15 protein-coding genes and 1 tRNA gene are annotated in these 18,822 nt (G+C 72.0%); 10 read left to right on the forward strand and 6 right to left on the reverse strand.

Annotation, left to right across the window (positions count from 1 at the left end):
- Nucleotides 1–95 precede the first annotated feature (95 nt).
- A complete protein-coding gene (locus ASG53_RS02180; RefSeq protein WP_056127878.1) occupies nt 96–1,796 on the forward strand; it encodes a DUF7059 domain-containing protein in 1,701 nt (566 codons plus the stop codon).
- Nucleotides 1,797–1,912: 116 nt separating this feature from the next.
- Here ASG53_RS02180 and ASG53_RS02185 read toward each other — a convergent pair whose 3' ends face one another.
- Nucleotides 1,913–3,616, reverse strand: coding sequence for a sensor histidine kinase (locus ASG53_RS02185; RefSeq protein ID WP_235533805.1), 1,704 nt, complete (start codon nt 3,614–3,616; stop codon nt 1,913–1,915).
- Nucleotides 3,613–4,407 (reverse strand): response regulator transcription factor, encoded by a 795-nt coding sequence (locus ASG53_RS02190; protein ID WP_056127880.1) that lies wholly within the window; start codon nt 4,405–4,407, stop codon nt 3,613–3,615. Before ASG53_RS02190 ends, ASG53_RS02185 begins: the two co-directional genes overlap by 4 nt.
- Nucleotides 4,408–4,564: 157 nt before the next feature.
- Between ASG53_RS02190 and ASG53_RS02195 the strand changes: the two genes are divergently transcribed.
- Together ASG53_RS02195 and topA are read left to right on the forward strand one after the other, a co-directional pair.
- Nucleotides 4,565–5,716, forward strand: coding sequence for a phosphatase PAP2 family protein (locus tag ASG53_RS02195; RefSeq protein ID WP_235533806.1), 1,152 nt, complete (start codon nt 4,565–4,567; stop codon nt 5,714–5,716).
- A gap of 86 nt (nt 5,717–5,802) precedes the next feature.
- Nucleotides 5,803–8,676 (forward strand): type I DNA topoisomerase, encoded by a 2,874-nt coding sequence (gene topA, locus ASG53_RS02200; RefSeq protein ID WP_056127883.1) that lies wholly within the window; start codon nt 5,803–5,805, stop codon nt 8,674–8,676.
- Between the two features lie 51 nt (nt 8,677–8,727).
- Here topA and ASG53_RS02205 read toward each other — a convergent pair whose 3' ends face one another.
- Nucleotides 8,728–9,825 carry a GtrA family protein gene (locus ASG53_RS02205; RefSeq protein ID WP_235533807.1) on the reverse strand — a complete coding sequence of 366 codons (1,098 nt, stop codon included), beginning with the start codon at nt 9,823–9,825 and terminating at the stop codon, nt 8,728–8,730.
- Nucleotides 9,822–10,814, reverse strand: a complete 993-nt coding sequence (locus ASG53_RS02210; protein WP_056127886.1) for a phosphodiester glycosidase family protein — start codon at nt 10,812–10,814, stop codon at nt 9,822–9,824. Before ASG53_RS02210 ends, ASG53_RS02205 begins: the two co-directional genes overlap by 4 nt.
- A gap of 103 nt (nt 10,815–10,917) precedes the next feature.
- Here ASG53_RS02210 and ASG53_RS02215 point away from each other — a divergent pair, with 103 nt between their 5' ends.
- Nucleotides 10,918–11,994 carry a Gfo/Idh/MocA family protein gene (locus ASG53_RS02215; RefSeq protein WP_200945444.1) on the forward strand — a complete coding sequence of 359 codons (1,077 nt, stop codon included), beginning with the start codon at nt 10,918–10,920 and terminating at the stop codon, nt 11,992–11,994.
- Entirely contained in the window at nt 11,991–13,073 is a 1,083-nt protein-coding gene (locus ASG53_RS02220) for a Gfo/Idh/MocA family protein (protein WP_056127888.1), read from the forward strand. The genes ASG53_RS02215 and ASG53_RS02220 overlap by 4 nt, the downstream gene beginning before the upstream one ends.
- A 34-nt stretch (nt 13,074–13,107) precedes the next feature.
- Here ASG53_RS02220 and ASG53_RS19730 read toward each other — a convergent pair whose 3' ends face one another.
- Complete coding sequence (locus tag ASG53_RS19730; protein WP_156382637.1) at nt 13,108–13,491, reverse strand: hypothetical protein; 384 nt, start codon at nt 13,489–13,491, stop codon at nt 13,108–13,110.
- Nucleotides 13,492–13,589: 98 nt separating this feature from the next.
- Here ASG53_RS19730 and ASG53_RS02230 point away from each other — a divergent pair, with 98 nt between their 5' ends.
- On the forward strand, nt 13,590–14,045 hold the full coding sequence (locus tag ASG53_RS02230; protein WP_056127891.1) for a MarR family winged helix-turn-helix transcriptional regulator: 456 nt from the start codon (nt 13,590–13,592) through the stop codon (nt 14,043–14,045).
- Nucleotides 14,046–14,072: 27 nt separating this feature from the next.
- On the opposite strand, the gene ASG53_RS02235 is transcribed toward ASG53_RS02230, so the two are convergent.
- The gene (locus ASG53_RS02235; RefSeq protein WP_056127894.1) at nt 14,073–14,741 is read right to left on the reverse strand and encodes an HAD-IA family hydrolase; all 669 of its coding nucleotides are present in this window, start codon (nt 14,739–14,741) and stop codon (nt 14,073–14,075) included.
- A 140-nt stretch (nt 14,742–14,881) separates the two neighbouring features.
- Here ASG53_RS02235 and tmk point away from each other — a divergent pair, with 140 nt between their 5' ends.
- The 4 genes from tmk (at nt 14,882) to ASG53_RS02255 (ending at nt 18,761) form a co-directional block, all read left to right on the forward strand.
- Nucleotides 14,882–15,541, forward strand: a complete 660-nt coding sequence (gene tmk, locus ASG53_RS02240) for a dTMP kinase (RefSeq protein ID WP_056127897.1) — start codon at nt 14,882–14,884, stop codon at nt 15,539–15,541.
- Nucleotide 15,542: 1 nt separating this feature from the next.
- Nucleotides 15,543–16,679 (forward strand): DNA polymerase III subunit delta', encoded by a 1,137-nt coding sequence (locus ASG53_RS02245; RefSeq protein ID WP_056127899.1) that lies wholly within the window; start codon nt 15,543–15,545, stop codon nt 16,677–16,679.
- A gap of 158 nt (nt 16,680–16,837) precedes the next feature.
- A complete protein-coding gene (locus ASG53_RS02250; RefSeq protein WP_082543721.1) occupies nt 16,838–18,481 on the forward strand; it encodes an alpha/beta hydrolase in 1,644 nt (547 codons plus the stop codon).
- Nucleotides 18,482–18,685: 204 nt separating this feature from the next.
- Nucleotides 18,686–18,761, forward strand: a tRNA-Thr gene (locus tag ASG53_RS02255).
- Nucleotides 18,762–18,822 lie beyond the last annotated feature (61 nt).

Below are 18,822 nucleotides of genomic sequence, written 5' to 3' on the forward strand. Positions count from 1 at the left end.
CAGAGGGCGGCTCCCCGACAGGGGAGCCGCCCTCTGCGCGTCTGCCGGCCGCGACGCGCTCGGGTGGTCGGCTCCGATGAGGAATCATTGCTGCCATGAGCCCGACCACGCACAGCGCCCCCGGCCCCTCGACCGACCCGGCCCTGGTCGCCCTCCTCAGGGCCGACCTGCAGGCCAGCGGGTTCACTGTCGAGGGCGTCGAAGACGCACTCGGCCCCGTCGCCGCAGCGGCCCTGCACCGTGAGCAGGCGCTGCCCGCGCTCCGGGCGACCGCCGTCGCCGCCTCGGCCGGCGCCAGCCCAGCCGCTGCGACCGCGTCTTCTCCGTCGGCAGCCGGCGCAGAGCCTGAGCAGCGTTCTGCGGTCTTCACGCTGACGCGGCTCTTCGTGCTCGGGCGCGAGGTCCCGGCACGTGACCTCGACGCCGCGCTCCCGGCCCTGGGGTCGGCAGGTGCGCAGGAGCTCGGCCTCGTCGCCCTCGACGACCCCAGCGACCTCACCGCTGCCGGACCTGTCGTCCGCCCGCTCGTCGACCTCCGGCCGTACTCCGCGCACGACGCCCGCGGCCCTGTCGACTGGTGGCTCGCCTCTGACCTCGGCGAGCTCGCCACGAGCACCCGGCTCTCGGGCGACCACGTCCTCGGTGCGGGTGGTGCGTCGATCACCCTCGCCCAGGTGACAGGCCGGTCTCCGCGAGCCCGGGTCCTCGACCTCGGCACAGGCTGCGGCATCCAGGCGCTGCACGCGACGCGTCACGCCCAGACCGTCGTCGCGACGGACATCTCCGAGCGGGCGCTGCGCTTCGCGGCCTTCAACGCCGCCCTCGACGGGGCTGAGCTCGACCTGCGGCTCGGGTCGATGCTCGACCCCGTCGCAGGCGAAGAGTTCGACCTCGTCGTCTCGAACCCGCCCTTCGTCATCACCCCGCGCACAGTGCCCGCTGAGCCCATGGAGCCCGGGCGTGACGCAGCCGACCGGGCAGCAGGTCCTGGCGAGATCCCGACGTACGAGTACCGGGACGGCGGACGCTCGGGCGACGACCTCGTGCGCGACCTCGTCACCGGGGTCGGAGCGGTCCTGGCCCCCGGCGGGGTCGCGCAGATGCTCGGCAACTGGGAGCACCGCGCCGGGGAGGCGTGGACCGAGCGGGTCGGACGCTGGCTCGACGAGTCTGGCCTGGACGGCTGGGTGGTCCAGCGCGAGGTCCTCGACCCGGCCGAGTACGCCGAGACCTGGATCCGCGACGGTGGCACCACCCCCGAGCGCGAGCCCGAGGCGTGGGCGAGCGCCTACGGAGCCTGGCTCGACGACTTCGCGTCCCGCGACGTCGAGGCAATCGGCTTCGGGTTCTTCGTGCTGCGCAAGCCCCTCCCCGGGGAGGACGTGACGCTGCGGCGTCTCGAAGAGCACACAGGATCGGTCCGCCAGCCCCTCGGCACGCACCTCGAGGCGAGCCTCGCCGCGCACCTCTGGCTCGAGACCCTCGACGACGAGGCCCTGGCGCAGCAGAGGCTCGTGGTCGCGGCCGACGTGACCGAAGAGCGTTTCTACACCCCGGGCGCCGCCGACCCGAACATCGTCATCGTGCGCCAGGGCGACGGGCTCGGCCGGGGCGTGCACGCGTCGACCTCGCTCTCGGCCCTGGTCGGGGCGTGCGACGGCGAGCTCTCTGTCGGGCAGATCGTCGCGGCGATCGCGTCGATCTTCGAGGTGTCCGGCGCGGAGCTGGCCGCCGAGCTGCTGCCTGCGGTCCGCAACCTCGTCCGGGACGGGTTCCTGGTCCGAGACGCGGGGTGACGTCTGGCCGTCCGCGGCAACCTGACCGGCGGACGAGCCGGCGCAGGTTGACAGCCGGACGGGCGGTCGCACCCAGACCGGCAGCCCGACCTCTCGCCCGACCTTTCGCCCGACCTCTAGCCGATCCTCGGCAGCCTGACCTCGAAGGTCGCCCCGCGGTGTGCTTCCCCGGTGCCCCGGAGACCGGTCCTGGGGCCGCCTCCGAGCGGCTGCGCCGGGCTGTGCGCCGTGAGCGTGCCGCCGTGCTCCTGCACGATCGCCTGGGCGATCGCGAGGCCGAGACCCGTCGAGCCCCCGACGCGGTTGCGGGCCGAGTCCCCGCGGCTGAACCTCTGGAACAGCGACGGCAGCAGCGCCGGAGCGATGCCCGGGCCGTCGTCGGTCACGCTCACGACCACAGTCCCGGGCTCGGCCCGCAGCCCGAGGACCACCCGGGTCCCGGGAGGCGTGTGGACCCGGGCGTTGCTGAGCAGGTTGACGAAGACCTGCCGCAGCCGCGCCTCGTCTCCGCGGACGACGACGTCGGGGGCTGGCGCGTCGTCGTCCGGGTCGTCAGTGCTGCTTGGGCTCTCTGTGTTGCCAGTGCTCTCAGCGCTGCCAGTGCTCTCAGTGCTGTCTCTGCTCTCAGTGCTCTCAGCGCTCAGCAGGTCCAGCTCCCACACGTGGTCGTGGCTGGCCGCGTGGGCGTCGGCGAGCGCGTCGACGGCGAGCAGCGTGAGGTCGACCTCCTCGCGCTCGAGCGGACGGCCGGCGTCCAGCCGGGCGAGCAGCAGCAGGTCTTCGACGAGGGCGCCCATGCGCAGCGCCTCCGACTCGATCCGGTCGAGCGCGTGCAGCGTGTCGACGGGGACGTCGTCGGGCGACCGTCGGACGAGCTCGGCGTAACCGCGGATCGAGGCGAGCGGGGTCCGCAGCTCGTGGCTCGCGTCGGCGACGAACTGGCGGACCTGCGTCTCGGACTCGTGCCGGGCCGCGAGCGACGACTCGACGTGCCCGAGCATCCTGTTGAGCGCGGCCCCCACGGTCCCGACCTCGGTCCGCTCGTCGGTGTCCTGCGGGTCTACGCCGTGGATCTGCTCGACCTCGCCCCTGTCGAGCTGGAGCTCGGACACCCGCAGCGCGGCCCCCGCCACGCGTTCGAGGGGCCGCAGCGCCCGCCGGACCAGGACTGTCGCGGCCGCAGCGGCGAGCAGCACGGCGAGGACGATGAGCGCGACCTCGACCGCGACGTAGGAGCGCAGCGGGTCGTCGGCAGGCGCTGTCGAGACCGCGGTGACCACGGTGTCCCCGGCCGGCGTGGTGGTGGAGATCGCGAGGAAGCTGCCGAGGTCGCCGAGGTCGACCTCGTGGATGCGGCCGTCGGTGGCGAGGGCCTCGAGGGTCGCGAGGGCGTCGGTCCCCACGAGCGAGCGGAAGTCCCCGCTCTCGTCCACGTACCCGGCGTGCACGACCGTGCTCCCCGAGAGCAGGACGTCGATGTCACCAGCCCCCTGGCCGGGGACCTGGTACGGGGTGGGGGCCTGTCCGGGGTCGGCCGTCGAGCAGCCCGTGCCGTCAGGGCACCCGGAGGCCGGCGGGGTCGACGAGCCGCCGAGGTCCTTGAGCGGCCTGTCGACGGCACGCGAGCTCGCCTGCCGGAGGTCGTCCTCGATCTGCCCGACCAGCTCGCTGCGCAAGGAGAGCGTCGACACCACCGCGAGGATCGAGCAGATGAGCAGCACGAGACCGATGAGCAGCGCGACGAGCTGGCGGCGCAGGGTCCACGGACGTCGCTGGCTCTGCGCGTGACCTCGGCTGTCGGCCGCGGGCACCGCGCTCACGCAGCCGGCCCGGCGCCCACAGCGGTGGTCGACACCTGCGCAGCAGAGACTGCGGGCTTGAGCACGTACCCGACCCCACGCAGCGTGTGGATCATCGGTTCGCGGCCGGCGTCGATCTTGCGCCGCAGGTAGGAGATGTACAGCTCGACGATGTTCGCCTGCCCGCCGAAGTCGTACTGCCAGACCCTGTCGAGGATCTGCGCCTTCGACATCACCCGACGCGCGTTGCGCATGAGGTAGCGGAGCAGCTCGAACTCTGTCGCGGTCAGGTGCACGTCGTCGCCACCCCGGCTCACCTCGTGCGAGTCCTCGTCGAGGGTCAGGTCGCCGACCACCAGCAGCGCCTCGTCGCGAGCGGCGCTCGCCCCGGCCCGGCGCAGCAGCCCGCGGAGACGTGCGACGACCTCTTCGAGGCTGAAGGGCTTGGTCACGTAGTCGTCGCCCCCGGCGGTGAGCCCGGCGACGCGGTCTTCGACGGAGTCGCGCGCGGTGAGGAACAGGACCGGCACGCCGTCCTGCTGCTGGCGGATCCTGCGCAGCACCTCGATGCCGTCGATGTCGCCGAGCATGATGTCCAGGACGATCACGTCGGGCAGCGTCTCCCGTGCCAGGCGCACCGCGGACTGGCCGTCGAGAGCCGTCGAGACGTCCCAGCCCTCGTAGCGCAGCGCCGAGGTGAGGAGCTCGGCGAGGTTGGGCTCGTCGTCGACGACGAGCACCCGCAGAGGGCTGCCGTCGGCGCGGGTGAGGCGCGGCAGGGCGGCGCGGGCGGAGGTGTCGGAGAAGGCCATGGCTCCATGGTGCTCCGGGTGACCCTGGATGTCCTGAGCCCGGGCTATGAGTTTCCTGTGAGGGTGCACGCCGAGGACACCCGACCGGCACCGGTGTGCGCGACTCGTCGACACGGTCTTCCCAGGACGGTCACAGGGGGTGGACTACCGTTGGACGGTGAACTCTGACCGACGACCCGGTGTGCTGCCGGCTGCGGGTGCCTCGGGCGCCGCACGCCGTGGGCGGCCCGCGCCGTCGACCCGCGCCACCCAGGTCCTCCCGACGGGCCCTGCAGGTCCTCGTGGACCTGTCGGCCCTGCGAGCACCGTGACCTCGGCAGGCTCGCCGGCGGCCCGTCCCCGGGCGGGCGGTCACCGCCCGCCGAGCGCACCACGAGGCGCAGACCTCTGGACGGGCGTCCCCGTCCGCACCCGCCTCCTCGCGGTGCTCGTGGCCGTCGCCGCGGCTGTCGGCATCGTGGTCGTGTGGGAGGTCTTCGTCGCCACCCGCACGGGTCAGGTGATCGAGGACTACGCCTACGACGGTGCCCTCACGGGTCGCACCCGTCTGTGGACCGTCGCCGAACCTGTCCTCGGCGTCGTCTCGGTGAGCTTCGTGGTCCTGGGCACCCTCGCCGCGATCCTCGTGGCGCTGGTCCGCAGGCGCTGGCTGCTCGCCGTCCAGGCCCTCGTCCTCGTCGGCGGGGCGAACCTCACCACGCAGGTGCTGAAGAAGATCGTCCTCGAACGACCTGTCTTCGACTCCGAGATGTGGTGGACCAACTCTCTGCCGAGTGGGCACACCACCGTCGCGGCCTCCGTCTCGGTCGCGCTCCTGCTCACGGTCCCGCGCCTCGCGCGGCCGTGGGTCGCGCTCTTCGGGGCCGGGTACACCGCGGCGACGGGGATCTCCACGCTCGTGGGTCAGTGGCACAGGCCGAGCGACGTGGTCGCCGCCGTCCTCGTCGTGCTGTTCTGGGGAGCCCTCGCCTGTGCGCTGACCACCCGCGACGCCCAGGACCCAGGCCCAGCCGACGACCGCCCGCGCAAGATCTCCGCCCCGAAGGGCTCGTCGTCCGCCTGGGTCCTCGCGATCCTCGGTGTGGCCGGGACCGGGGCCGCGGGGGTCGCGCTCTGGGCCCTCCAGCAGACGGCGACCGTCGTCGACGGGAGCGGCCAGCCCTTCACCTCCCAGGCCGAGCTGGTCGCCTACGCGGGCGGCGCGGCCGGTGTCGTCGCTGCCACGGCTGTCTCCTTCGGCCTCCTCCTGGCCCTCCGCCAGACCGTCGCGAGGCCCCGTTCGACGGCCTCCCGCAGCGGCCAGGTGTGACGACTGGAGCCCGGAGGCCGTAGGCTGCCGAGTTGAACGCCTGTCCAGGTCTCGTACCACCTCTCGTCACGGAAGCAGGGCGCTGAATGTCCGCTGGTCGCAAGCTCGTCATCGTGGAGTCGCCCGCCAAGGCACGCACGATCGCCGGTTACCTCGGCGACGACTACGAGGTCGAGGCGAGCGTCGGGCACATCAGGGACCTGCCCCAGCCCTCCGAGATGCCGGCCGACATGAAGAAGGGCCCCTTCGGCAAGTTCGCCGTCAACGTCGACGGCGGGTTCGAGCCGTACTACGAGGTCTACGCCGACAAGAAGAAGAAGGTCGCCGAGCTCAAGCGGGCGCTGAAGAACGCCGACGAGCTCTACCTCGCGACCGACGAGGACCGCGAGGGCGAGGCCATCGCGTGGCACCTGCTCCAGGAGCTCAAGCCGAAGGTCCCCGTGCACCGCATGGTGTTCCACGAGATCACCCGCGAGGCCATCCAGCGAGCGCTCGAGAACACCCGCGAGATCGACGGCCGCATGGTCGACGCGCAGGAGACCCGCCGCATCCTCGACCGTCTCTACGGCTACGAGGTCTCGCCGGTCCTGTGGCGCAAGGTCCGTCAAGGCCTCTCGGCCGGGCGCGTGCAGTCTGTCGCGACCCGCCTCGTGGTCGAGCGCGAGCGCGAGCGCATGGCCTTCGTCACCGCGAACTACTGGGACGTCTCGGGTGACTTCACCACGCAGGACGGCCCCGACGCAGGCGAGTGGTTCTCCGCGAAGCTCGTCCAGGTGGACGGCTCGCGCGTGGCCTCGGGCCGCGACTTCACCGACGCCGGGACGCTCAAGAACGCCAAGGGCGTCGTGCACCTCGACGAGCAGGCGGCCCACGCCCTGGTGACCGCCCTCGCCGACCAGCCGGCCGTGGTCCGCAGCCTCGAGACGAAGCCGTACACGCGCCGTCCGGCAGCCCCCTTCACCACGTCGACCCTCCAGCAGGAGGCGTCGCGCAAGCTCCGCATGTCCTCGCGGCAGGCGATGCGCACGGCGCAGACCCTGTACGAGAACGGCTACATCACCTACATGCGTACGGACTCCCCGTCGCTGTCGACCCAGGCGACCGACGCCGCGCGCCGCCAGGCCGCAGAGCTCTACGGGCCCGAGTACGTGCCGTCCTCGCCGCGCGTCTACGCCTCGAAGTCCAAGGGTGCGCAGGAGGCCCACGAGGCCATCCGCCCTGCCGGTGACTCCTTCCGGACCCCGGCTCAGGTGTCCCGTGAGATCAGCGGCGACCAGTTCAAGCTGTACGAGCTCATCTGGAAGCGCACAGTCGCCTCGCAGATGGGCGACGCCCGCGGGTCGACAGCCTCGGTCCGCCTCGGTGTCGCCGGCACCCTCCCGGCCGGAGCGCCGACGATCGGCGACGCCGGCCCCGGTGCCCAGGCCGATGCGGTCTTCGCGGCCTCGGGCACGGTCATCACCTTCCGCGGCTTCCTCGCCGCCTACGAGGAGGGCCGCGACTCCGAGCGCTACGACTCGGCCGACGGCGCCGAGAACCCGAAGAAGGCCGAGGGCGACGCCCGTCTGCCGCAGATGGCCGAGGGTGACGCGATGACGTCGCGCGAGCTCTCCGCCGACGGGCACTCGACCTCCGCGCCGCCGCGCTTCACCGAGGCGAGCCTGGTCAAGGCGCTCGAGGAGCGCGGCATCGGCCGACCCTCGACCTACGCCTCGACCATCTCGACCATCCAGGACCGCGGCTACGTGCTGAGCCGTGGCCAGGCCCTCGTGCCCAGCTGGCTCGCCTTCGCGGTGATCCGGCTGCTCGAGGAGCACTTCGGGCAGCTCATCGACTACGACTTCACGGCCGAGATGGAGGCCGACCTCGACGCGATCGCCGCGGGCGACAAAGAGCGGGTCGCCTGGCTGACCCAGTTCTACTTCGGTGACGACACCGAAGGCTCGGACGAGGGTCTGCGCCAGCTGGTCGAAGACCTCGGCGACATCGACGCCCGCGAGATCAACTCGGTCCCGATCGGCGAGGGCATCACGCTGCGCGTCGGACGCTACGGGCCCTACATCGAAGACACCGCGGCCGAGGTGGCCGAGGGCGAGAACCCGCCGCGCGCCTCCGTCCCCGACGAGGTCGCCCCTGACGAGCTCACGGTCGCCAAGGCGCGCGAGCTCCTCGAGACCCAGGGCGACGGCGACATCGTGCTCGGCGTGGACCCGTCCACGCAGACGACGATCATCGCGAAGGCGGGCCGTTACGGCCCGTACGTGACCGAGGTGCTGCCCGAGCCTGAGTTCGACGAGGGTCTGTCTGCCGCTGCGCTCAAGCGCGCCAAGGCTGCTCTGCCGAAGCCGCGCACGGCGTCCTTGCTCAAGACCCAGTCGCTCCAGACGATCACCCTCGACGACGCGCTCCAGCTGCTCTCGCTGCCGCGCGTGGTCGGTGTCGACCCGGAGACGGGCACCGAGATCACCGCGCAGAACGGCCGCTACGGTCCGTACCTCAAGCGCGGCACGGACTCCCGGACGCTCCCGAGCGAAGAGGCCATGTTCACGGTCACCCTCGCCGAGGCCCTCGAGATCTACGCCCAGCCCAAGCGCGGGCGCGGGGCCACGGCTGCGCCGCCGCTCAAGGAGCTCGGCGAAGACCCGACCTCGCAGAAGCCGATCGTCGTCAAGGACGGCCGCTTCGGCGCCTACGTGACCGACGGGACGACCAACCGGACGCTCCCGAAGGACATCACCATCGAGGCGATCACCCACGAGCAGGCCGTCGAGCTGCTCGCGGAGAAGCGGGCGAAGGGACCGGTCAAGAAGACCACCCGGGCCACCGCCGCCAAGAAGACCCCGGCGAAGAAGACCCCCGCCAAGGCGACGGCTGCGAAGTCGACGGCCTCCAAGGCGACCACGGCGAAGAAGGCCCCGGCCAAGAAGGCACCCGCCAAGAAGGCCGCCCCGGAGGCCTGACCGACGGTGGGACGAGCCCCGACGACCTGCTGGTCGCCGGGGCTCGTCGCCTCAGGCGCGGGTCGCGCGTCGTGACGTCCCCTCGACCGCAGCGGCTCCCTGTGGGGTTGACCTGCCGAGCGAGGGCTGGGCGAAGACGACGCGGCGCTGGAGCTCGTAGCTGGCGACGAAGAGTACGACCTCGGTGAGCACCTTCGCGGGGAGCAGGGCCAGCCCGGCTGAGGTGAGGGCCAGCAGCAGGGCGTAGTTCGCAGCGAGCAGCAGCCCGACGACGGCGGAGTACCGGACCGCCGCCGAGCCGACAGGTCTCTCCCGGGCCGACTCGAAGACGAGCCGGCGGTTGGTGACGAAGTTGACCGTCGAGCTCACGGCACGTGCGCCGAGCACGGCACCGAGCAACGAGCCCGTGAGCGCGTGCAGGACCAGCAGCACCACGGTGTCGACGAGGAACGCCGCGAAGGAGGCGAGCATGAACCTCAGCAACGGTGCGTAGATCCGTGCCGAGTCGACGACGGGCCTGAAGTGGGACGACGCGTTGTCGTCGAGGTAGATCGTCGCGATCTCGACCTCCTCGACGGCCCTCCCCGTGGCCGAGGCGCGCAGCAGCAGGTTGAGCTCGTACTCGTACCTGTCCCCGTCGACGGTCAGCAGCCACGGCAGCATCGCGGCCGGGTAGCCGCGCAGCCCGGTCTGGGTGTCGTGCACGTCGAGGCCCGTGGAGAGGCGGAACATCGCCCGGGTCACGCTGTTGCCGACCCGGCTGCGCAGCGGGACGTCACCGACGAACCGGCGCGAGCCGAGGACCATCGCGGCCTCGGAGGTCTGCACCCTGTCGGCGACGCGGAGCACGTCGACCACGCTGTGCTGGCCGTCGCAGTCTGCACAGACCACATCGTGCCCCGGGAAGGCCGAGACGACACAGGCGAAGCCCGTCTTCAGTGCCGTGCCCTTGCCGCGGTTGGTCGGGTGCGTCAGCACGAGGGCCCCGGCGGCCTGCGCCGCGGCGAAGACCGGCGCGAAGGCCGGTCCGGAGCCGTCGTCGACCACGACGACGTGCAGCGCAGGGTCGGCTGCCCGGAGCGAGGAGACGAGGTCGACGAGCGGGGCTGCCGGCTCGTAGGCGGGGACCAGCACGATCACCGCCCTCACCCGCCGATGTACAAGATGTCGGAGGTGCCGCGCTCTTGGTCCTTGCCGAGCGGGTCGTTGACGAGCTCGCCGCCGAAGACCATCGTCGAGGACCCACCGCCGTCGAGGTTGTAGGCGGTCGTGGCACCGAGGCCCTGCATGATCTCGGCGAGACCCGTCATGGTGACGCCGGCGCTGTACCCGGGGCTGCGGCCGTCGACCACCACGAAGACGAGGTGGTTGTCGTCGACCACGCCGACCGCGGTCCGGGGCTGTTCGCCCTGGATCGAGTGGTTGCCGAAGTTCGTGTCCACCTCGACGTCGTCGATCCCGGAGAGGACCTGCCCGTCCTCGAGCAGCGCAGGGCCGAAGGACAGGGTGTTCCACACGCCGTCGGCGACGAGCTGGTCGGCCGTCGTCGCGGTCTCGTCGTAGACCTCGACGTGGCCGTCGGTGTAGAAGGCCAGTCCCTGGCGGGCGCCCTCGTCGCGGTAGACGACCCCGTTGCGGATGACGATCCCGGTGTCCCGGAAGCCGTAGTAGTCGCCGTTGATCGCGAAGACGGCGTCGTTGTCGGCGGCGATGTCCGAGGTCGTCTCGGTGATGTTCTCGCCGAAGGCGTCCTGCGCGAAGGCAGAGCGCAAGACCGTCGCGTCGGTGAGGGTCACGTCGGCGACGTAGTAGGTGACGGTGTCGTCGCCCGTCCCCGTCGTGACCGTCGAGACGGAGATGTCGGCGTCGTCGGAGGTGTAGGTGGTGTCGGTGAGGACACCAGAGGTGTCGGACTCTGCGGTGTCCGCGGTCGTGGCCGCCGTCCCGGCCGCCGCGGCCTGGCTGGCCTCGTAGGCGGAGACGTCGGAGATCTCTACGTGCTCGACGACGTACCTGTCGAGGGCCCAGGCCGTGCCGCCCGCGACGGGCAGGGCGACGGCGAGGACCCCGGCGAGGACCGCGCGCCGGACGCGGCGCGGTCTGCGTGGAGCTTCGGGGGTGCGGGTCGGCTGGTTCATGGTGCAGGTGTACCGAGGGGGTCTGTGCAGCAGGTATGTGCCCGCTGAGGTGCTCCCGTGGCTCGTCGAGCACCGTCTGGTGCCACTCGGCTAGCGTGGGCGCATGACTCTCAGCGTCGAACCGTCAGACACAACGACCATCTCCCTCACCGACGCCGTGCCCTCCCCGGCCGACGCGCCCGCCGTCCGGTGGGGCATCCTCGGAGCCGGTGGCATCGCCGCCGCCTTCGCCCGTGCCGTCACGCAGGACACAGCCTCGACAGTCGTCGCCGTGGGCTCGCGCGACGAGGCCAAGGCCCGCACCTTCGCCGACGAGCACCTCGGCGACGACGCCGCGCAGGCGCACGTCCACGACTCCTACGAGGCGCTCGTCGCCGACCCCGACGTCGACGTCGTGTACGTCGCGACCCCGCACTCCCACCACCGTGACCACGCGCTCCTCGCGATCGGCGCGGGCAAGCACGTCCTCGTCGAGAAGGCCTTCACGCAGTCGGCCGCCGAGGCCGACGAGGTGCTCGCCGCCGCGAAGGCCCAGGGTGTCCTGGTCATGGAGGCCATGTGGACCCGGTTCTTGCCGCACGTCGCCGCGATCCACGAGATCATCGCGCGCGGTGACATCGGCCGCGTGGTCACCGTGGTCGCGGACCACGGCCAGTACTTCGACGTGCCGCCCGAGCACAGGCTCGTCAACCCTGAGCTGGCCGGCGGTGCGCTGCTCGACCTCGGGGTCTACCCGGTGTCCTTCGCGCACGACATCCTCGGTGCACCGTCGTCGGTCACGGCTGTCGGCCAGCTGACGGAGACCGGCGTCGACGGTCAGGTGAGCATCGTCTTCGACTACGAGAGCGGCCAGCAGGCGCTGCTGCACACCACCCTGTGGTCGGCGACGCCGACCACAGCGAGCATCTCCGGCACGGAGGGTCGCATCGAGATCGACGGCGCCTTCTACACGCCGACGACGTTCCGGGTGACGCGCCGCGACGGCACCACCCGGTCCTACTCGACGCCGCAGGTGCAGGGGCTGGCCTTCGAGGCGGCCGAGGTCGCCCGGCTCGTGTCGGAGGGCAAGACCGAGTCCGACCGCATGTCGTGGCAGGGCACGCTCGACGTGATGAACGCGCTCGACGAGATCCGCCGCCAGGTCGGCGTGGTCTACCCGGGCGAGGAGCGGGGCGTATGAGCGACGCCGCCGTGGGGTCGACCCCCGCGGTCGACGACCCGCGTCTGGCCCCGGCGCTGCGCTGGGGTGTGCTCGGTGCTGGCTGGATCGGCGGTTCCTTCGCCGACGCCGTCCGCGACCACACGAGCGGGTCCGTCGTGGCAGCCGGTTCCCGTGACGCGGCGAAGGCCGCCGCCTTCGCGTCCGAGCACGGGATCGAGCGGTCCTACGGCTCCTACGACGAGCTCGTCGCCGACCCTGACGTCGACGCCGTGTACGTCGCGACGCCGCACTCGCACCACCACGAGCACGCGCTCCTCGCGATCGCGGCAGGCAAGCACGTGCTCGTCGAGAAGGCCTTCACGCGGAACGCGGCCGAGGCGCGCGAGGTCGTCGCGGCGGCCCGGGCCGCCGGGGTGTTCTGCATGGAGGCGATGATGACGCGGCACCTGCCGCACACGGCGATGCTCCGCGAGATCGTCCAGCGCGGCGACATCGGGACGGTCCGTGAGGTCCGCGCAGGCTTCGACGTCACGGTGCCCTACGACCCGGCGCACAGGATGTTCGACCCGGCCCTGGCCGGGGGAGCCCTGCTCGACCTGGGCATCTACCCGTTGTCCTTCGCGGTCGACCTGCTCGGCACCCCGGACGAGGTCCGCGCGACAGGTCTGCTGGCGCCGACGGGGGTCGACGCTCAGGAGACGATCGTGCTGCGCTACGGGCAGGAAGCACTGGCGATCCTCACGACCTCGGTCCGGACCACAGCGCCCGGGACGGCGACGATCGTCGGCTCGGAGGGGCGGATCGAGATCGACGAGCGGTACCTCGTGCCGACGACCTTCCGGGTCGACAACGCCCAGGGTGTCACCGAGTACGACGGTCGGCTGCGCGACGCCGACGGCGCGCTCGTGGACGAGGGCAAGCAGTACGAGGCCGCCGAGGTGGCCCGGTGCGTGGCGGCCGGGCTCACGGAGAGCCCGCGCATGACGCTCGACCAGACCGTCGAGCTCATGGAGATCATGGACGACGTCCGCGCCCAGCTCGGGGTCGTGTACCCGGGCGAGGTCTCGGCAGGGCGACCGGTGGTCGCCACGACCTGACCGACCGGTGGGAACCCACGGCCCGACCGACCGCTCAGGCCGTGGGTTCCCCGGCGTCTTGCTCGCTGGTCTGGGCTCCGGCCTGCTCGTCCGGGACGGCGACGACGTAGCTCTTGCCGTCGGCGCCGACCACCCGGGTGAGGGTGGTCCGCAACGCACGGTCCCTGCTGCGCTCCGCCTCCGTGGCGGGGCGCAGCGGCGCCGTCGAGTCGCCGACCTGGGCCGGCCCGAAGATGGGCAGCAGGCCCTCGGTGATCCGCAGCCCGCCCGAGCGGCCGTCGGGGTGGTCCGCGGCGTGCTCGGTGCGTCCAGGAGCGTCATGGTCCGTGGCGTCCCTGGAGGTCGTGCCGTCACCTGCGTGCGGCTCGAGCGCTTCTCGCTGGGCACGGGCTGCAGCGCGGCGACGTCCGAAGATCACGGCTCTCCTTCGTTCTCGGCGCGCTGACCGCACGTCGACTCTTGGTGCACCAACCATTGGTGTACCAAGCATAGCGCCTCTGTGCGTACGATGACCGGATGAGTGCGACCCCCGCGACCGACCCGCTGGCCCTCGAGAGCCAGGTCTGCTTCGCGCTCTCGGCAGCGGCGCGGGCGATGGTCGCCGTCTACAGGCCGATCCTCGAGCCGCTCAACCTCACGCACCCCCAGTACCTCGTGATGCTCGCGCTGTGGCAGCACGGCGACCTGTCGATGACGAGCATCGCCTCGCTCGTCCACCTCGACCCGGGGACCCTCACACCGTTGGTCAAGCGTCTCGAGGCCACCGGGTACGTGGCGCGCGCCCGCGGCGCCGACGACGCCCGGGTCATGGTGGTCTCGCTGACCACTGAGGGAGCAGCGCTGCGCTCCGTCGCCGAGGGCATCCCCGAGCAGGTCGTCCGGCGGACCGGGCTCACCCTCGACGAGCTGACCGACGTCAGACGGTCCGTCGCCCGGGTCGTCGAGGCCGGTCGAGCCGCCGGGGTCCTCTGAGCCCCGATGCGTGACGGGCCTCGGTCCTCACGGCCTGCGGTCGACGAGGGTCAGCGACCCGTCGGCGTTGACCTGCACGGCGACGGCGTCGACACCCGAGGCGTGCGCGTCTGCGTCGAGCTCGTCGAGGGTGTGCGTGCCCGCGACCGCGAGCGTCGCGCAGCCGGCCGCCCGGCCCGAGGCGAGCCCGGCGGGGGCGTCCTCGACCACGAGGCAGCGCTCGGGCGCGAAGCCGAGCAGCTCGGCGCCACGCCGGAACGGCTCGGGGTCGGGCTTCCCGCGGGTGATGTCGTCGGCCGTGACGACCACCTCGGGTGCGCCGATCCCGGTGGCCGCGATGCGCACGGCGGCGAGGTCACGGGTGCACGAGGTGACGATCGCGTGCCTGTCGCGGGGGAGCGAGGCCAGCAGCTCTGCGGCCCCGGGCAGCACGCGGACGCCGTCTGTGTCGGACAGCTCGATCTCGGTCACCCGGGCCAGTGCCGCCTCGACCTGCTCGGGCGCGACGAGGCGCTCGACGAGCGAGCGCGCGGGGGTCCCGTGCGCGATCCGGAAGTCCTCGCCGAAGCCGTGCTCGCGGGCCCACAGGGCCCAGCTGCGGTCGACGGCCTCGATCGAGGAGATGAGCGTCCCGTCCATGTCGAAGAGGATGGCGTCGAAGGTGCGGTCGGCGAAGGCCAGTCCTGGAGAGAGCATGCCCCCGAGACTACAAGCGCCGACGGACCGGGTGCCGGGGTTACGGGTGGGGGCGGGGCTGTGTGGCCCTTGCTGGGGCAGCACCCGGACCGGCTGGGGGACGCGTCGACGCGTCGGTGGGCACAGATAGGCTGTGGGGCGTGAGCGCAGACGAGCAGGCAGGCGGCCAGCAGGGGTATTTCATCTCCTTCGAGGGCGGCGACGGCGCCGGGAAGTCCACCCAGTCCAGGCTCCTCGGGCTGTGGCTCGAGCAGGTCACCGGCCGCAGCGTCGTCTGGACGCGTGAGCCCGGCGGCACCGAGCTCGGGCTCGTGCTGCGCCAGGCCGTCCTGCACGGCGATCACGTCGACCCGCGGACCGAGGCGCTGCTCTACGCGACCGACCGCGCGCACCACGTCGCCTCCCTCGTCCGCCCCGCTCTCGAGCGCGGCGACGTGGTCATCACCGACCGCTACCTCGACTCCTCGGTCGCCTACCAGGCCGGCGGACGCACGCTGCCCGTCGAGGAGATCGAGCAGCTGTCCCTCTGGGCCGTCGAGGGTCTGCTGCCGCACGCGACCGTGCTGCTCGACATCGACCCTCTCGTCGGGACGCGACGCCTCGACACCGCGCCGGACCGCCTCGAGCGGGCCGGTGACGAGTTCCACCAGCGCACCCGGCAGGCGTACCTCGACCGTGCCGCCCAGGACCCCGACCGCTGGGTGGTCGTCGACGCCTCAGGGACCGTCGACGACATCCACGAGACGATCCGTGAGGCTGTCGCCCAGCGCCTCGGCCTCGCGCTGCCCGAGGAGGTCTGAGGTGTCGGTCTGGGACGACGTCGTCGGGCAGGACACCGCCGTCGCGACCCTGCGGGGCGCGATCGCCGACCCGTCGGCGATGACCCACGCCTGGCTCCTCACCGGACCGCCCGGGTCAGGCCGGTCCAACGCTGCCCGTGCCTTCGCCGCCGCGCTCCAGTGCGAGCAGGGCGGCTGCGGCCACTGCCACGCCTGCACCACGACCCTCGCCGGGACCCACGCCGACCTCACGGTCGTCGCGACCGAGAAGGTCACCATCGCGATCGACGAGGTGCGCTCGCTCATCACCCTCGCCTCCCGCACCCCCTCGCAGGGACGGTGGCGGGTGATCCTCGTCGAGGACGCCGACCGCATGGCCGAGCGCACCACCAACGTGCTGCTCAAGGCGATCGAAGAGCCGCCGCCGCGCACGGTCTGGCTGCTCTGCGCACCCAGCCCGCAGGACGTCATGGTCACCATCCGCTCGCGCTGCCGCGGCGTGAGCCTGCGCATCCCGCCTGTCGAGGACGTCGCCGCGCTGCTCGAGTCCCGTGACGGGATCGAGCCGGCCGTCGCCCTCGCGAGCGCCCGCGCCGCGCAGTCCCACATCGGCCTCGCGCGGCGTCTGGCGCGCGACGCCGGTGCCCGCCAGCGCCGCTCGTCGGTCTTGTCGATCGCCCGCAAGATCCGCGGGGTGCCCGACGCGGTCATCGCCGCCGGTGAGCTCGTCGAGGTCGCGCAGGCCGAGGCGAGGTCGGCGACCGAGGAGCGTGACGCGACCGAGAAGGCCGAGCTGCTGCGCTCGCTCGGCGCCGAGGGCAGCCAGACGCTGCCGCCGTCGCTGCGCTCGCAGGTCAAGCAGCTCGAGGACGACCAGAAGAGGCGTGCGACCCGGCGCCAGCGTGACGTGCTCGACAGGTCGATGGTCGACCTGCTCTCCCTCTACCGCGACGTGCTGGTGGTCCAGCTCGGCGCGCAGGTCGACCTCGTCAACACCGAGCTCGCGGAGACCGTCCAGGCGCTCGCCGAGGAGTCGACCCCGGAGCAGACCGTGCGGCGGATGGACGCGATCGGCGTCGCCCGCACGCGGCTGGGAGGCAACGTGTCGCCGGTCCTCGCGCTCGAGGCGATGGCGATCGCGCTGCGGCCGCAGGGCTGAGCAGGAGGCTGGATGGCGGCCCGGGGCCCGGGCTGAGCGACAGCCGGTCGGCCGGCGGGCGGCTGGTGGTGATGGTCCACAGGGCCATAGCCCGGTCCGTGGTCCACAGGACGGTCGTCTCGTTGGGCACGACGACGTGCAGTCGATAGGTTGGCTCCGTGACCTCAGCCCTCCACGCGACACCTGCGTCCTCTCCAGCACCCTCTGCGCCCGGCTCCGCCGCGCTGCCCGCCAGCCGGTCCCCGCGCCGCAGCAGGCTGCTGCGCGCTGCGGCCGCCCTCGCCGGAGTCTCCCTCGTCCTCGCGGCGTGCAGCGACCCCGGCTCGAAGGTCCAGACCGACGTGGACCAGCAGGCCGACACGGGCACCACGGCGCCCTCGGGTGACGCGCTGAGCACCGACGGGATCGAGGCGGACCTCCTGCCCTTCTACGAGCAGACTGTCGACTGGTCCGACTGCGGCAGCGGTTTCGAGTGCGCCGACATCGAGGTGCCCTTCGACTGGGACGACCCGGCCGCCGACACCATCACGCTCGGCGCCAAGCGCTACCCCGCCTCGGGCAAGAAGCAGGGCACAGTCCTCATCAACCCCGGCGGTCCCGGCGGCTCGGGTGTGGAGTTCGTGCAGTACGTGCCCTTCCTCTTCGGCCTGCCGTTGCTCGAGAACTTCGACGTGCTCGGCTTCGACCCCCGCGGTGTCGGCGAGTCGAGCCCTGTCAGCTGCCTGTCCGACGCCGAGCGTGACGTCTCCGACGCGAAGACGTACACCTCCGACGAGGCCGGGCTCGCCGAGATGCGCGCCGATGCGAAGGCCTTCGGCGAGAAGTGCCTGGAGAACACCGGTCCGGTGCTCGGCGAGGTCGACACGCAGTCCTCGGCGCGCGACATGGACGTGATCCGCCACGTGGTCGGCGACGAGAAGCTCAACTACCTCGGCTACTCCTACGGCACCCAGCTCGGGGCGACCTACGCCGGTCTGTACCCGGAGAACGTGGGCCGGATGGTCCTCGACGGTGCGATCGACCTGCGTCTCACCGACCACGAGATGAGCCTGCAGCAGGCCGTCGGCTTCGAGAACGCCCTCACGGCCTTCGTCGACGACTGCCTCGCGAGCGGCAGCTGCCCGCTCACCGGGACGACCGACGAGGCGCTCGCGCAGGTGTCTGGTCTGCTCGACCAGATCCTCGCCAACCCCATGCCAACTGGCGACCCGGCGCGTCCGCTGACGCAGACCCTCGCCTTCTACGGCATCGCACAGCCGCTGTACTCCCAGCAGCTCTGGGGTCAGCTCACGGACGCCCTCGACTCCGCGATCTCCGACGGGGACGGCAGCGGCCTGCTCGCCTCGGCCGACAGCTACAACTCCCGCAACACCGACGGCACCTACGCCGACAACCAGGGCGAGGCCTTCAGGGCGATCAACTGCCTCGACTCCCGCACCGAGGTCGACATGGCCACGCTCGACGCCGAGGCTGCTGAGATCGAGGCCGAGGCCCCGACGGTCGGGCAGTTCTTCACCTACGGCGGTCTGGGCTGCGCGGACTGGCCCTTCCCGCAGGCCGAGAAGACCGGCGACCTCGCCGCGAGCGGCGCCGCGCCGATCCTCGTCATCGGGACGACGAACGACCCCGCGACCCCCTACGTGTGGGCGCAGGGCCTGGCCGAGCAGCTCGAGTCCGGTGTCCTCGTCACCTACGAGGGCGAGGGCCACACGGCCTACGGCCAGTCGAACTCCTGCGTCCTCGACACCGTGGACGAGTACTTCGTCGACGGGACCGTCCCCGACGAGGGCCTGGTCTGCTGACCGGCCTGAAGGCTGTCTCGGGGCCCTGGTCACAGGGCCTCGAGGTGACGTGCACCGCGCGGCGTGTGCCGCACGTCGCTGCTGGTCACGGGACGTGCGGAGCATCACACAGTCCGTCGTTTTGGCGTCGCGGCAGATCGCTTGTAGGCTGAGCGCGGTTCTTCACCTGTGTCAGTGACTCGTCTCCGGGCACAGGAGAGGTCGGCCGCCTTAGCTCAGTCGGTAGAGCGTCTCACTCGTAATGAGAAGGTCATCAGTTCGATTCTGATAGGCGGCTCCAGCACCACGAACGGCCCGGTCCCCATTGCGGGGGGACCGGGCCGTTCTGCGTTCTCAGACCT

It is taken from the genome of Sanguibacter sp. Leaf3 (genome assembly GCF_001425965.1).
GTDB classification, from domain to species: Bacteria; Actinomycetota; Actinomycetes; order Actinomycetales; family Cellulomonadaceae; genus Sanguibacter; species Sanguibacter inulinus.